This window comes from Streptomyces sp. Tu 3180, from assembly GCF_009852415.1.
Classification (GTDB): Bacteria; Actinomycetota; Actinomycetes; order Streptomycetales; family Streptomycetaceae; genus Streptomyces.
Window position 1 is genome coordinate 2706235 of the sequence record NZ_WOXS01000002.1, and the last position, 13623, is coordinate 2719857.

12 protein-coding genes are annotated in these 13623 nt (G+C 74.0%); 4 read left to right on the forward strand and 8 right to left on the reverse strand.

The features are described 5' to 3' along the window. The first annotated feature begins 38 nt into the window (after positions 1–38). From mmsA to GL259_RS13180, 4 genes are all read left to right on the forward strand, one after another. Positions 39–1589 (forward strand): multiple monosaccharide ABC transporter ATP-binding protein, encoded by a 1551-nt coding sequence (gene mmsA / locus GL259_RS13165; RefSeq protein ID WP_159532356.1) that lies wholly within the window; start codon positions 39–41, stop codon positions 1587–1589. Next, positions 1586–2830 carry a multiple monosaccharide ABC transporter permease gene (gene mmsB / locus GL259_RS13170; RefSeq protein WP_159532358.1) on the forward strand — a complete coding sequence of 415 codons (1245 nt, stop codon included), beginning with the start codon at positions 1586–1588 and terminating at the stop codon, positions 2828–2830. Before mmsA ends, mmsB begins: the two co-directional genes overlap by 4 nt. A gap of 52 nt (positions 2831–2882) precedes the next feature. Then, on the forward strand, positions 2883–4046 hold the full coding sequence (locus GL259_RS13175; protein WP_159532360.1) for an aldose epimerase family protein: 1164 nt from the start codon (positions 2883–2885) through the stop codon (positions 4044–4046). Between the two features lie 194 nt (positions 4047–4240). Further along, complete coding sequence (locus GL259_RS13180) at positions 4241–5899, forward strand: histidinol-phosphate transaminase (RefSeq protein WP_159532362.1); 1659 nt, start codon at positions 4241–4243, stop codon at positions 5897–5899. Positions 5900–5927: 28 nt separating this feature from the next. Here the strand turns inward: GL259_RS13180 and GL259_RS13185 are convergent, their stop codons facing one another. From GL259_RS13185 to GL259_RS13220, 8 genes are all read right to left on the reverse strand, one after another. Then, positions 5928–7178: a lytic murein transglycosylase gene (locus GL259_RS13185; RefSeq protein ID WP_159532364.1), complete on the reverse strand. Its 1251-nt coding sequence runs from the start codon at positions 7176–7178 to the stop codon at positions 5928–5930. 76 nt (positions 7179–7254) lie between these two features. Next, positions 7255–8094, reverse strand: a complete 840-nt coding sequence (locus GL259_RS13190) for a hypothetical protein (protein WP_159532366.1) — start codon at positions 8092–8094, stop codon at positions 7255–7257. Positions 8095–8141: 47 nt separating this feature from the next. Continuing rightward, positions 8142–8690 carry a nuclear transport factor 2 family protein gene (locus tag GL259_RS13195; protein ID WP_159532368.1) on the reverse strand — a complete coding sequence of 183 codons (549 nt, stop codon included), beginning with the start codon at positions 8688–8690 and terminating at the stop codon, positions 8142–8144. 45 nt (positions 8691–8735) lie between these two features. Next, positions 8736–9482: a hypothetical protein gene (locus tag GL259_RS13200; RefSeq protein ID WP_159532370.1), complete on the reverse strand. Its 747-nt coding sequence runs from the start codon at positions 9480–9482 to the stop codon at positions 8736–8738. Then, the gene (locus tag GL259_RS13205; protein ID WP_159532372.1) at positions 9479–9994 is read right to left on the reverse strand and encodes a hypothetical protein; all 516 of its coding nucleotides are present in this window, start codon (positions 9992–9994) and stop codon (positions 9479–9481) included. Before GL259_RS13205 ends, GL259_RS13200 begins: the two co-directional genes overlap by 4 nt. Further along, positions 9991–11259 (reverse strand): MlaD family protein, encoded by a 1269-nt coding sequence (locus GL259_RS13210; RefSeq protein ID WP_159532374.1) that lies wholly within the window; start codon positions 11257–11259, stop codon positions 9991–9993. Before GL259_RS13210 ends, GL259_RS13205 begins: the two co-directional genes overlap by 4 nt. After that, positions 11256–12596: an MCE family protein gene (locus GL259_RS13215; protein WP_159532376.1), complete on the reverse strand. Its 1341-nt coding sequence runs from the start codon at positions 12594–12596 to the stop codon at positions 11256–11258. The genes GL259_RS13210 and GL259_RS13215 overlap by 4 nt, the downstream gene beginning before the upstream one ends. Continuing rightward, positions 12593–13621: an MCE family protein gene (locus tag GL259_RS13220; protein WP_159532378.1), complete on the reverse strand. Its 1029-nt coding sequence runs from the start codon at positions 13619–13621 to the stop codon at positions 12593–12595. The genes GL259_RS13215 and GL259_RS13220 overlap by 4 nt, the downstream gene beginning before the upstream one ends. Positions 13622–13623: the final 2 nt, after the last annotated feature.

Sequence of the window (13623 nt, forward strand, 5' to 3'; positions counted from 1 at the left end):
CACCGACCGACGACTCACCACGACTGGAAGGCACGACCATGGCGGGACCCGTCCTGGAAATGCGCTCGATCGTCAAGACCTTTCCCGGCGTCAAGGCGCTGTCGGACGTCACGCTGACCGTCCGGCAGGGCGAGGTCCACGCCATCTGCGGCGAGAACGGCGCCGGCAAGTCGACCCTGATGAAGGTCCTCTCCGGCGTCCACCCGCACGGCACCTACGAGGGGGAGATCCTCTTCGAGGAGGAGGTCTGCCGGTTCAAGGACATCCGGGCCAGCGAGCAGCACGGCATCGTCATCATCCACCAGGAGCTGGCCCTGGTGCCCTACCTCTCCATCGCGGAGAACATCTTCCTCGGCAACGAGCACGCCACCCGCGGTCTCATCAACTGGAACGAGACCCTTCGGCACGCCGCCGAACTGCTGCGCCGGGTGGGGCTCGACGAGCACCCGGAGACCCGGGTCGCCGACATCGGCGTGGGCAAGCAGCAGCTGGTGGAGATCGCCAAGGCGCTGTCGAAGAAGGTGAAGCTGCTCATCCTCGACGAGCCGACCGCGGCGCTCAACGACGAGGACAGCGGCAAACTCCTGGACCTGATCCTTCAGTTGAAGGATCAGGGCATCACCTCGATCATCATCTCCCACAAGCTGAACGAGATCCGCCGGGTCGCCGACTCGGTGACGATCCTGCGGGACGGGCGGACCATCGAGACGCTCGACGTGAAGGACCCCCGGACCACCGAGGACCGGATCATCAGCGGGATGGTCGGCCGCGACCTGGAGCACCGCTTCCCGGAGCGGACCCCGCACCAGCCGGAGGAGGGCGCCGCCCCGGCGCTGGAGATCCGGGGCTGGACCGTGCACCACCCGATCGACCAGCAGCGCAAGGTCGTCGACGACGTGTCGCTGCAGGTGCGGCGCGGCGAGATCGTCGGCATCGCGGGCCTGATGGGCGCCGGGCGCACCGAGCTCGCCATGAGCCTCTTCGGCCGCACCTACGGCCGGTACGCGGCCGGCACGGTCCTCAAGGACGGCGAGGAGATCCGCACCAGGACCGTCCCCGAGGCGGTCGCGCACGGGATCGCCTACGTCACCGAGGACCGCAAGCACTACGGGCTGAACCTCATCGACACCATCAACCGCAACATCTCGCTCAGCGCCCTGAAGAAGGTCGCCAGGCGCGGTGTGGTGGACGAGCACGAGGAGCGGCAGGTCGCCGAGGACTTCCGGAAGTCCATGAACATCAAGGCGCCGACGGTCTTCGAGCCGGTGGGCAAGCTGTCCGGCGGCAACCAGCAGAAGGTCGTCCTCAGCAAGTGGATCTTCGCGGGTCCCGACGTGCTGATCCTCGACGAGCCGACGCGTGGCATCGACGTCGGGGCCAAGTACGAGATCTACACGGTCATCGACCAACTGGCCGCCCAGGGCAAGGCGGTCGTCTTCATCTCCTCCGAGCTGCCCGAACTGCTCGGCATGTGCGACCGCATCTACACCATGGCCGCCGGGCGGCTGACCGGTGAGTTCTCGCGGGCCGAGGCCTCCCAGGAAGCGCTGATGCGTCAGATGACGAAGGACAAAGAGGTAACCCGATGAGCACGGAAGTCACCGACAAGACCCCGGCCGCCGCGCCGCCGGGCAGGAACGGGGCGGGCACGGGTGACGGCCTGCTCCAGCTGGTGCTGGACGGCATGCGCCGCAACATGCGCCAGTACGGCATGCTGATCGCCCTGGGCCTGATCGTGGTGCTGTTCGCGGTGTGGACGGACGGCGACCTGCTGCTGCCGCGCAACGTCTCCAACCTGGTGCTGCAGAACAGCTACATCCTGATCCTCGCGATCGGCATGATGCTGGTCATCATCGCGGGCCACATCGACCTGTCGGTCGGCTCGCTGACGGCGTTCGTCGGGTCCATGGCCGCCGTCTTCATGGTCAGGAACGACATACCGTGGCCGCTGGCCGTGCTGCTCTGCCTGGCCGTGGGCGCCCTCGCGGGTGCGATACAGGGGTGGTTCATCGCCTACGGCGGCATACCGTCGTTCATCGTGACCCTCGCGGGCATGCTGACCTTCCGCGGCCTGACCGAGATCTTCCTCGAGGGCCAGACCCTCGGCCCGTTCCCCAAGGGACTGCAGAAGGTCGCCAACGGCTTCATGCCCGAGGTCGGTCCGGAGACCAACTACCACAACCTCACCCTGCTCCTCGGCCTCGCGCTGATCGCGCTGGTGGTGTTCCAGGAGGTCCGCGACCGCCGCCGCCAGCAGGAGTTCGCCCTCGACGTGCTGCCCGCCAAGCTGTTCCTGCTGAAGCTGGTGGCGCTCGCCTCGGCGATCCTCGTCGTCACGCTGCTGCTGGCCAGCTACAAGGGCGCCCCCATCGTGCTGCTGATCCTGGGCGCGCTGCTCGTCGGCTTCGGCTACGTGATGCGCAACGCCGTCATCGGCCGCCACATCTACGCCATCGGCGGCAACCTGCCCGCGGCCAAGCTGTCGGGCGTGCGGGACAAGAAGGTCACCTTCCTGGTCTTCCTGAACATGGGCATGCTCGCGGCCCTGGCGGGTCTGGTGTTCGCCGCCCGCTTCAACGCGGCCTCTCCCAAGGCCGGCCTCAACTTCGAGCTGGAGGCGATCGCGGCCTCGTTCATCGGCGGCGCGTCGATGAGCGGCGGTGTCGGCACCGTGCTCGGCGCGATCATCGGCGGTCTGGTCCTGGGCGTGCTGAACAACGGCATGAACCTCGTCGGCGTCGGCACCGACTGGCAGCAGGTCATCAAGGGCCTGGTACTGCTGGCGGCGGTCGGGTTCGACGTGTGGAACAAGCGCAAGGTCGGTTCGTAGGTCAGCTCGGGCCCCGCCGGACGGCGGGGCCCCTCCATCACGGGAGCCGCACATGGAACTGAACAGACGCACGGTCATCGCAGGAGCCGCCGCGGCGGGTGTCGCCGCCGCCGCGTCGGTCGGCGGAACGGCGCAGGCCGCGGGAAGCCCGGGGGGCGGGGGAAGGCCGGTGAGGGCGCTCTTCGGCAGGCTCGCGGACGGCACGAAGGTCCACAGCTGGTCCCTGGAGAACGGCGGGACCCGGATGAAGGTCCTGTCCTACGGCGGCATCGTCCAGTCGCTGGAGGTCCCCGACCGCCGCGGCCGGTACGCCAACGTCTCCCTCGGCTTCGACACCCTCGAGGAGTACGTCGCCTCCAGCCCCTACTTCGGCGCCCTGATCGGCCGCTACGGCAACCGCATCGACAAGGGCCGCTTCACCCTGGACGGCAGGACCCACCAGCTCTCCGTCAACGACGGCGAGAACAGCCTGCACGGCGGCGCGCAGGGCTTCGACAAGCGGGTCTGGGACGTCGAGCCGTTCACCCGGGGCTCCGACGTCGGCCTGTACCTGCACCACACCAGCGTCGACGGCGAGATGGGCTACCCGGGCACGCTGCGGGTGAAGGTCACCTACACCCTCACCCGGGACGGCGACTGGCGCATCGACTACGAGGCCACCACCGACAAGGCGACGGTCGTCAACCTCACCAGCCACGTCTACTGGAACCTCGCCGGCGAGGGCAGCGGCTCCGTCCACGACCACGAGCTGTCCATCGCCGCCTCCCGCTACACGCCCGTCGACTCGGGGCTGATCCCCACGGGCGAGCTGGCGAAGGTCGCGGGCACCCCCTTCGACTTCCGCCGGGCCAAGCCGATCGGCCGGGACATCCGCACCGCCCACCAGCAGGTGCTGTACGGGCAGGGCTTCGACCACAACTGGGTGCTCGACAAGGGGGTCACCGCCCGTCCCGAGCACGCCGCGACCCTGCGCGACCCGTCCTCCGGCCGCACCCTGAGGATCGCCACCAACGAGCCGGGCCTGCAGTTCTACTCCGGCAACTTCCTCGAGGGCACCCTCGTCGGCACCGGCGGCCGCGTCTACCGGCAGGGCGACGGGCTGTGCCTGGAGACCCAGCACTTCCCGGACTCGCCGAACCAGCCGTCGTTCCCGTCGACCGTGCTGCGGCCGGGGCAGACGTACCGGACGACGACGATCCACTCGTTCGGCGCCTGATCCGCGGAGGCCTCCGGGGGCGCGTGACGCGCGACACGCGCCCCGGGTTCCCGACGTCACACTTCTTTCACACCGGTTGAACAGCGCCACACCCCCCTCCGTATGTAGGGATGGCCCGTGCTCCCCCGCGCGGGCCACCCACGCATGACGGGCCCGGTACGTCCCCGGCGGGCCCGCCGCACACGGAGGTTGCCTTGGCCGACAACGTCACCTCGCTGTTCCGCAGCACCGCGGCGCACAGCCCGTCGATGGCGGCGCTGACGCGGGAGAGCGACGGGGCGGGCCCGGTGGACTTCTGCATCCCCTGCAACCCGTACTTCCCCACCCCCGCCATGTTCGAGGAGCTGGCGGTCAGGCTGCGCGACATCATCACGTACTACCCGAGCAGCGCCGACACCATCACGGCCGAGCTGTGCAGCCTGCTCCGGCTGCCGCCGCAGTGCGTGGCGATGGGCAACGGCTCGACCGAGCTGATCACCTGGATCGACCACCTCCTCGTCCGCGAGTCCCTGGCCGTCCCCGTCCCCACCTTCGGCCGCTGGACCGACCAGCCCATGGAGACCGGCAAGCGGGTCGACATGTTCCCGCTGCAGGAGTCCGGCGGCTTCGCCCTCGACCTCGCGCAGTACGCGGAGTTCATCCGCGCGCGGGGCACCCGGGTGGCGGTGATCTGCAACCCGAACAACCCCGACGGCGGCTTCCTGCACAAGCACGCGGTCGTGCAGTTCATGGACGCGATGGCCGACCTCGACCTGGTGGTGGTCGACGAGTCCTTCCTGGAGTTCGCCGACGCGGAGGCGGAGCCGAGCGTGGTGCAGGAGGCGATGCTGCGGCCCAACGTCATCGTGCTGCGCAGCCTCGGCAAGAACTTCGGCCTGCACGGCATCCGCTTCGGCTACCTGGTCGCCAACCCGGCGCTCGCGGGCCGGGTGCGGTCGATGCTCCCCAAGTGGAACCTCAACTCCTTCGCCGAGCACGTGGTGTTCATGCTGAAGGAGCACGGCGCCGAGTACGCCCAGAGCCTCCACCAGGTGCGCCGCGACCGCATGGACATGTCCGGCCAGCTCTCCTCGCTGCCCGGGCTCACGGTCTACCCCTCCCAGGGCAACTTCCTCTTCGTGCGCCTCCCCGTGGGCGCCGAGGGCACCGTGGTCCGGGACCGGATGCTCACCGAGCACCGGATCCTGGTCCGCGAGTGCGGCAACAAGATCGGTTCCTCCAGCCGCTTCCTGCGTCTCGTGGTGCGCCCCCAGGTGGACGTGCGCCGCCTGGTCTCCGGCCTGGAACAGGTGCTCTACGGGACGTCCAGGAGGGGAGCCGCCGTGCCCGGGCCGGCCACGGGGGCCGGCTACAGCTCGGGCACGGCGGCGGTGGACCGCCTGATGAGCCAGACCAACGGGGCCGGCACCCGGGGTCTGGCCGATCGGGCCGTCGGCACCGGCATGCCGCTCCCCGCCGCCGCGCCGGCCCCGGGGGCGGGCGCGGGCGGCGGGATGCCGATGCCGGCGGCGGCACCGCCGGGCCCCGTGCCCGAACCCGTGCCGGTCCCCCAGCCGGTCGCCCAGCCGGTCGCGGAGCCGTTCCCCCAGCCGGTTCCGCAGCCCCTGGCCCCCGCGGCCCGGGCGCCGGTGCCGGTGCCCGGGCCGGCGCCGGCGCCGATGCCCGCGGCGGCCTTCCCGGCACCGGACCGGATGCCGCCGCCCGCCGGTCCCACCCCGCCGGGCGTCCCCGCCCGCGGCGGTCTGACGGCCGCCCAGGTCAGGGGCACCGACGGCCTCTCCGCGGCCCCGGCGTCGGGCTGGCCGGGACCGCGGAGCTGGCCGGACGCGGCGGGGATGGGCCAGGCGGGCTGACCGCGGCCCGCGCGGTGCGCGGCCCGCCTCACGCGGAGGGCGTGGCCGGGGGCGTCGGGCAGGGCGAGGCGGTCGGGGAAGGGCTCGGGGACGGGCTCGCCGTTTCCGGCGGGCAGGGGTCCGGGGCGGTGGGCGAGGGGGCCGGACCGGTGGGGTCCGGGGACGGTGACGGGCTCCCGCCGGGGGATCCGCCGGGCGGCTGCGAGGGGTCCTGGCTCGTCGGAGGAGCCGTCGGGGAGGAGGGCTCCGGGGACGGGGAGGTGGGCGACGGAGTGGGCGACGGTGCGGGGGCGGTGGGGGACGGCCCGGGGCTGCCCGGAGTGCCCGGGTCCGGGCCGATGACGACTCCGCCCCCGTCGTTCCCGTCCCCCTTGCCGCCGCTCCCGCCGTCGACGGGACCGGTCGCCGGGGTGTCACCGCCCGCGCCGGGGCTCCTCGGGACGACGCCCTTTCCGTCGGGGACGGTGTGGACGCCCCGGCCGTAGAACTCCAGCCAGTACCTGACCAGCCTCAGGTAGGAGCGCGAGTGGTTGTAGGAGAGGACCGCCCGGTCCAGGTCCGCGGCCCGGCCCAGGTCCCGGTCGCCCGCGCACAGGTAGTGCCCGGCCGCCAGGGCCGCGTCGAAGACGTTGTTCGGGTCGGCGCGGCCGTCGCCGTTGCCGTCCGTGCCCCAGCGGGCCCAGGTGGACGGCAGGAACTGCATCGGTCCCACCGCGCGGTCGTAGACCGTGTCGCCGTCGTGGGCGCCCCCGTCCGTGTCCCGGATCAGGGCGAAGCCCCGGCCGTCGAGCGGCGGCCCGGTGATGCGGCCCAGCGTGGTGCCGTTCCGGTCGACCGCGCCGCCGCGCGCCTGGCCGGACTCCACCTTGCCGATCGCCGCGAGCAGCTCCCAGGGCAGCCGGCAGCCGGGGTCCGTCCTGCCGACGGAGGTCTGGGCGGCACGGTAGGCGCGCAGCACGGTGGCCGGAATGCCGGACTGGGAACGGACGTCCCGCACGAGCGCCGGGGAGGCCGGCGCGGCGCCCGGGGTCCTCAGGGGCGGGAGTTCGGTGTGGTAGGAGCCGTCCCCCGGGGGAGCGGGCTCGGCGTACGGGCCGCCGGCCGCCGGGGGGCGCACCTCGCCGGCGGGCGGGGCCGCGTGGGCGTCCTTCGCGTCCCCGGTGAGGCCGGGCGCCCGGGAGGCGGTGAGGGCCGCCATGGCCGTCACGGCGATGGCGGTCGTCCGCAGCCCCTTGCGGGCCCGGCCGGCGTGCGGGCGTCGTGCGCGGCGTAAGGACATGGCTGTCACTCCTGTCGGATCCGTCGGCGGTGCGGGAACGGGAGGGCGCCGGTGGGCGCGGCCGGGCGTACGGCCCTCAGCGGCCGAAGGTGTCGATGCCGGAGACGAGCCAGCGTCCGTCGCGGTGCACGACGTCGACGGCGAGCATGGCCCCCGCGTACACGCCCTCGTCCCGCGCGGCCTCCTCGCCCTCGCCCCTGTCCTCCGCGCCCTCGCCCGCGGCGGTGGCGACGCTGCTCTGGTCGGCGTAGACGAGGACCCGCGCCCGGTCGCCGTCGATCCGTTCGACCGCGCTCTCGGTGACCGTCGTGGTGATCACCGCCTTCTGCCGGTCGGCCCGCTTGCGGACGTCGGCCAGCAGGGCGGCGTGCTGGTCGACCGCCCTTCCCGTCAGGAGGCTCTTCGCGGCCTTCCCGAGGGCGCCGGGGTCGGTGTGGTCGTAGGAGAAGAGCAGGCCGACGGCCTCGGCCGCCCGCCCCTTGATCTCGCTGGTGCGGGCGACGTCGGTCAGGGCGGTGTTGCTCCGGGCGGGCTCGTCCCGGAGCGCCTCGGCCTCCGCGCGGGCCCAGCCGGCGAAGCCGCCGAGGAGCAGGGTCAGCGCGCAGAGCGCCGCGAGACCCGCGGGGTGGCGCGGGAGGGTCCGGACGGTCCTCCCGCGCCGTCCCGAGGGCCCGGCCGCCTTCCGGTCCGCCTCGCGGCCCGTCGCCCCGTCCGCGGCCGGTTCGGCCGGTTCGGCCGGTTCGGCCGGTTCGGCCGGCCGCGCGGCGGACGAGGAGCGGGGAGGGGGCAGGACGGCCGTGCCGCCCGCACGGGTCCGGCTTCCGGTGCGCTCCGGGTTCCCGTCGAAGGCGGCGGACCGGGTCTCGCGGTCCCGGCGGCGGCGCTGGCGGTTGATGTGGTGGCGGGTCGTCGGCATCGTGCGGTGTCCTCCTCGGTGGGCGGCGTGGGCGGCGTGGGGCCGGGTCAGCCGGCCGGTGTGCCGCCCACGGGGGCCTGGCCCAGGGCGCTCAGCTTCCACCCGCCCCCGGTCCGGGTGAGTTCGCCGAGCATGCGGCTGTCCTTGTCGGTCCGCGCGCCGTCGGACGCCCTGACGGTGACGCGCAGGGCGATCAGCACCCGGGCGCGGCCGGCGCGGTCGTCGAGTTCGGTGACGGCGCCCGACAGCACCCGGGCGGTGGTGACCGTCTTCGCCGCCTTCACCTGTTCGGCGAACTCGGCTCTCCCGGAGGTGAGTTGGTCGTGCAGTTCGCCGGCCGTCGAGGACTCCCACAGGTCGAGCCCGCGGTCCAGGTCGCGGTGGTCGAGCGTGTTGAGGTTCTGCACGGCCTGCTCCCCGGCGGCGAGCGCCGCGTCCCGCTGCGCGGCGTACGCGGCCCGGTCGTCGTGGGCCGCGCGGTACCAGTCCTGACCGGTCCACGCGGCGAACCCGCCCGCGACGAGGACGAGGACGAGAGCGAGGGCCGGCAGCGGCCGGGGGCGGGTTCCGGCGGTGACGCGGACCGCGCGTGTCATGGGGTGCTCCAGTCTCCCGCGCACGTCCGGCGGGGTTCAGCGGGTTCAGCGGGCGGTGATGTCGACGATCCGCCACCGGTCGTCCTCGAGCCGGGCCGTGACGGTGAGCTGGGCCGGCGCGGTGGTGGCCTCGTCCGTGCCGCGGCGGGAGGTCTGGTCGAGGAAGACCAGCAACCGCGCCCTCCCGCCGTCGAGTTCGATCACTCCGGTGCGGACGGCCCGGGTGCTCAGGGTGACGCGCTGCTCGGTGAGGTCGTCGCGGACCCGGTCGAGGAGGACGCCGTACTGGCGGGCGGCGCGGCCGTCCAGGACGGTGCGGGCGGAGCGCTCGGCGGCCGCGGTGCCGTCCGGTGTGGAGGAGAAGATCCGGGCGAGGGCGTTGCCGACCTCGCCGGCGACGCGGGCGGTGGCCCCGGTGTCGGTGAGCGCGCGGTTCTCGGCGGACGGGGCGGAGTTCAGCCGGTGGGCGCCGTGGAGGAAGCCGCAGCCGCCGAGGACGAGCACCGCGGCGGTTCCGGCGAGGACGATCCGGCGCAGGCGTCCGTCCCGGGCGCGGCGGGTGCCGGCGCCGGGCTCCCCGTCCCCGTCGTCCGGCCCGCCCTCGTCGTCCGGGCGGTCCGTGCCGTCCGGTGCGGTCGTGTCCCGCGCGCCGTTCCCCGCCGCGGGGCCGTCGGCCGGGTCGTGGGTCCGCGGCCGGCCGTCCGCCTCCCGGGAGGGGCCCTGCGTCCCTCCTTCCGCCTGCGCGCCGGGCTCGGGCGTCCTGCCCCCGCGCGACAGCCGTGTCGGTGTCATCGGTCCCCACCCTCCTCGGCCGCCGTGAGCGGTACCGCGCTCAGGGCCCTGACCTTCCACTCCCCCTCGCCCGTGCGGGCCAGGACCGCCTCCAGGCGCTTGCGGTCGACGGCCGGCCCGCCCGGCCCGGCGGGGGTGACCTCGACGCGGACGGTGGCGATGAGTTTCGCCGTGCCGGTCCGCGTGTCGAGCGCGGTGACGGCGGCCTCGGTGACCGTGCCGCGCGCCGAGGCGCCCGCCTCGGTCCCGGTGCGGCCCAGTTCCTCGCGCAGCGGCCCCGTGGACGCGGCGCGCCAGGCCCTCACGCCCCGCTCCGCCCGCTGCCGGGTGGAGGCGTCGAACGTGGTGAGCACGGCGACGGCCGCCCGTCCGTCGGCGAGCGCCTCGTCCCGCTCCCGGCCGTACGCGAGCGCGTCGTCGGTGCGTGCCTGCGCGTAGGTCCACGCGCCCGTGCCGCAGAAGCCGAGGGCCAGCACGAGCCCCGCTCCGGCGAGGATCCCGCCCCGCCTCATCGCGCGCTCCCGGTGGCCGGGGCGAGGAGTCCCGCCAGGTCCGCCGGCGCCTCGCCGCCCTGGCCGGGCAGGGCGAGCGCGCCGGGGAGCGCCGCGGCCCCGCCCTTCCCGCTGCCCGGGGGCAGGGAACCGGGCCTGGCGGGTTCGGGCACCGCGCCGCCCTTCGGGGCGTTCGCCGAGCCGCGCACGTTGGATCCGGAGGACGCCGGGGCGGTGCAGGCCGCGCCGGTGTTGAGGGCGGGCGCGGTGCCGAGGTCGAGTCCGTTGCGGTAGCGCGTGGCGCCGTATCCGGCGGTGCAGGGAAGGGGTTGGAAGAAGGTGACGGCCATGCCGAGGTTCAGCTTCCCTCCGTCGACGGCGGTGGCGCCGGCGGCGACGGCCGCCGGGTACTTCACGAGGAGCTCCTCCATGCCGCGCTGCCGGGTGACGGCGATCTCGGAGGTGGTGAGCAGGTTGGCGAGGACGACGCCGAGGCTCGGGTCGAGGTCCCGCAGGACGCCGCTGACCTGGGTGGCGGCCTCGGGGGTGACGGCGAGCAGGCGGCGCAGGTCGGCGTCGGAGCCCCTGAGGGTGCGGGCCAGTTCCCGCGCGCCGGTGGCGAAGTCCCGGATGGCCCGCTCCTCCTCGGCCTGGGTGCGCAGGACCGTCTCGCCGTCGGTGATGAGCCGGCTGGTGGACGGCAGGGCGCGGTCGGCGGCCTCCACGAAGGCGCCGCCGCTGTCGAGCAGCACCCGGAGGTCGTCGCCGTGCCCTTCGAAGGCCTTGCCGAACTCGTCGACGACCGTGCGCAGGTCCTCCAGCGGAACGGAGCCGACGAGGTCGTCCACACTGGTGAGGACGTCGGTGACGGGTGCCGGCACCCGGGTGTCGGCCTGTGCGATGCGGGCGCCGTCGGCGAGGTAGGGACCGCCGTCGCTCTCGGGCCGCAGGTCGATGTACTGCTCGCCCACGGCGGAGAGCCCGGCGACCACGGCGCGGGTGTCGGCGGGGATGCGCGGGGCGGACTCCTTGATGCGCAGTTCGGCGACGACGCCGTCGGCGGTGAGGTCGATCGGGCCGACGCGCCCCACGGAGACGCCCCGGTAGGTGACGTCGGAGTGGGTGAACAGCCCTCCGGTGCGCGGGAGTCGGACGTCGACGGTGTAGTAGTCGGCGACGCCGACGTACCGGCCGAGGTCGGCGTAGCGGATGCCGAGGAAGGAGAGGGCGAGGACGGCGACGAGGAGGAAGGCCAGGTTCTTCAGCCGTACGGCGAGGGTGATCACCTGTCCTCGCCCCCGTCCGGGGACGCCGCCGGTGCCGTGCCCGCCCCGGTGGCGGGCACGGAGGGCAGCGGCAGCGGCGAGGTGCCCGGCGACGCGCTCCCCGGCGACGGGACGGGCGACGCCCCGGACGGCGGCGCGGCTCCCGGTGCGTCCTCGTCCTTCCCGGCGGATCCCTTCCCGGCGGATCCCTTCCCGGCCGCGTCCGGCCCGCCGCCCGCCGGGGCGGACGGGGAGGGCGTGCCCCGCGGCACCAGCGGCGGGATCACCCGGGTGCCGGGCACGGCGACCAGGTCCAGGTACACGTTGAGGTAGTCGCCCTTCACCCCGCGCAGCACCTCGTCGGTGAACGGGTACGTCAGCAGCACCTGGAGCGAGTCGGGCAGGTCCGTTCCCGCGTCCGCGAGCGCCTTCAGGGTCGGCGCGAGGGCCTCGAGGTCGGCGATCATGTCGTCCTTGCTCGCGTCGACGGTGGAGACGGCGACGCCGGAGAGCGTGTCGAGGGAACGCAGCATCGTCAGCAGCGAGCCGCGCTGCTTCTCCAGCGTCCTCAGTCCGGGCGAGAGGTCGGTGAGGACCGCGCCGACGTCCTCCTTGCGGGTGGCGAGGGTCGCGGAGAGCCGGTTGACGGCGTCGAGGGCGTCGGTGATGTCGCCCCGGTGGTCGTCGAGTTCGGTCACCAGGGTGTCGACCCGCCGCAGGACGGAACGGACCTCGGGTTCGCGGCCGCCGAGCGCCGCGTTGAGTTCCCGGGTGATGGTCCTGAGCTGGTTGACGCCGCCGCCGTTGAGCAGCAGGGACAGCGCGCCGAACACCTCCTCGACCTCGGTGCCGCGGCCGGTGCGCGAGACCGGGATGACGTCCCCGTCCGCCAGCCTCCCGGTCCCGGCCGTGCGGGCGGGCGCGACGAGCTGGACGTACTTCTCGCCCAGCAGGCTGGACTGTTCGATCCTCGCGCCGGCGTCGGCGGGCAGCCGCACGTCGCCGTTGATGCTCATGGTGACGCGGGCCGACCAGTCGTCGCGGCCGAGGTCGATGCCGGTGACCCGGCCGACGGCGACGTCGTTCACCTTCACCGCGGCGTGCGGGACGAGGCTGAGCACGTCCTGCAGTTCCGCGGTGACGGTGTAGGGGCGGTCGCCGAGGTCGGCGCCGCCGGGCAGCGGCAGGTCCTCCAGGCCGTCGAAGCGCGGTGGTCCGACGACGACCGCGCCGAGGGCCAGGGCGAAACCGAGGCCGAGGGCGAGGAGCCCGCCCAGGGTGAGGCCGGCGGCGCCGCCCGTGGCGAGCACGCCGCGCCCGATCCCGCGGGCCCCGGTGCGCCGTGTGCCGCGCTTCATCGCTCCCCCTTCCCGGGGGCCGCGGACCCGTCGCCGCCCGTCGCGGGCAGCGGCAGCAGCGGCCCGCCCATGCTGATCTCGTTGAGGTTGGCCCGCCCGTCGAGGGTGCGGGTGTCGGGGTTGTAGGCGCCGACGACGTTGGACGCGGCCAGCGGTGCCACGTCCAGCGCCTCGGCGAGCGAGGCCCGCTGCTCGACGAGGGTCCGGGTGAGCGGGACGAGCCGGTCGACGTTCTTCTTCAGCTCGCCCCGGTTGTCCTCGATGAACGTCTTGACCCGGCCCAGGGCGGTGCCGAGTTCCTCGAGCGCGCCGGCGAGGTCGTCCTTGTTGTCGGCGAAGAAGCCGACGACCTCGTCCAGGCGTTCCTGCGCGGTGCGCACGTCGGTGTCCTTCTCCTTCAGCATGGTGGTGAAGGTCTGGAGCCGGCGGAGCGTGCCGAACAGGTCGCCGCTGCTCGCGTCGAGGGTCTTCGCCGCCTTGCCGAACTCCTCGACGCTGTCGCCGATGGCCTCGCCGTTGCCGTCGAGGTTGGCGGCGCCGGTCCGCAGCAGCTCGGACAGGGCGCCCGCGGAGTTGGCGCCGTCCGGGCCGAGGGCCCGGCCCAGTTCGGTGATCGAGTCGTAGATCTGGTCGATCTCGACGGGGGTGCGGTTGCGGGAGGCGGGCAGGACGGCGCCCTCGGCGAGGGCGGGGCCCGCGCCGTAGGCCGGGGTGAGCTGCACGTAGCGGTCGGCGACGACGCTCGGCGCGACGACGACGGCCCGCGCGCCCTCGGGCACCCGCACGCCCTCGTCCAGGAGGAGGCCGACGCGGACCGTGGTGCCCTGCGGCCGCACCGACTCCACCTCGCCGACCCGTACGCCGAGGACGCGCAGGTCGGATCCGGCGTGGATGCCGGTGGCGCGGTCGAAGTAGGCGGTGATGCGGGTGCCGTCGGAGCCGAGGACCCGGGCGGTGGTCAGGCCGCCGGCGACGAGCACCGCGAGGGCGGACACGCCGGCGAGGATTCTTCCGCGTCTGTTCATCT

What these genes read in the sequence shown, in the direction of transcription:
- GL259_RS13200 (WP_159532370.1), bottom strand. Translation starts at nt 9,482, where the DNA reads ATGACACCGACACGGCTGTCGCGCGGGGGCAGGACGCCCGAGCCCGGC.
- GL259_RS13215 (WP_159532376.1), bottom strand. Translation starts at nt 12,596, where the DNA reads ATGAAGCGCGGCACACGGCGCACCGGGGCCCGCGGGATCGGGCGCGGC.
- GL259_RS13175 (WP_159532360.1), top strand. Translation starts at nt 2,883, where the DNA reads ATGGAACTGAACAGACGCACGGTCATCGCAGGAGCCGCCGCGGCGGGT.
- GL259_RS13220 (WP_159532378.1), bottom strand. Translation starts at nt 13,621, where the DNA reads ATGAACAGACGCGGAAGAATCCTCGCCGGCGTGTCCGCCCTCGCGGTG.
- GL259_RS13185 (WP_159532364.1), bottom strand. Translation starts at nt 7,178, where the DNA reads ATGTCCTTACGCCGCGCACGACGCCCGCACGCCGGCCGGGCCCGCAAG.
- mmsB (WP_159532358.1), top strand. Translation starts at nt 1,586, where the DNA reads ATGAGCACGGAAGTCACCGACAAGACCCCGGCCGCCGCGCCGCCGGGC.
- mmsA (WP_159532356.1), top strand. Translation starts at nt 39, where the DNA reads ATGGCGGGACCCGTCCTGGAAATGCGCTCGATCGTCAAGACCTTTCCC.
- GL259_RS13195 (WP_159532368.1), bottom strand. Translation starts at nt 8,690, where the DNA reads ATGACACGCGCGGTCCGCGTCACCGCCGGAACCCGCCCCCGGCCGCTG.
- GL259_RS13205 (WP_159532372.1), bottom strand. Translation starts at nt 9,994, where the DNA reads ATGAGGCGGGGCGGGATCCTCGCCGGAGCGGGGCTCGTGCTGGCCCTC.
- GL259_RS13190 (WP_159532366.1), bottom strand. Translation starts at nt 8,094, where the DNA reads ATGCCGACGACCCGCCACCACATCAACCGCCAGCGCCGCCGCCGGGAC.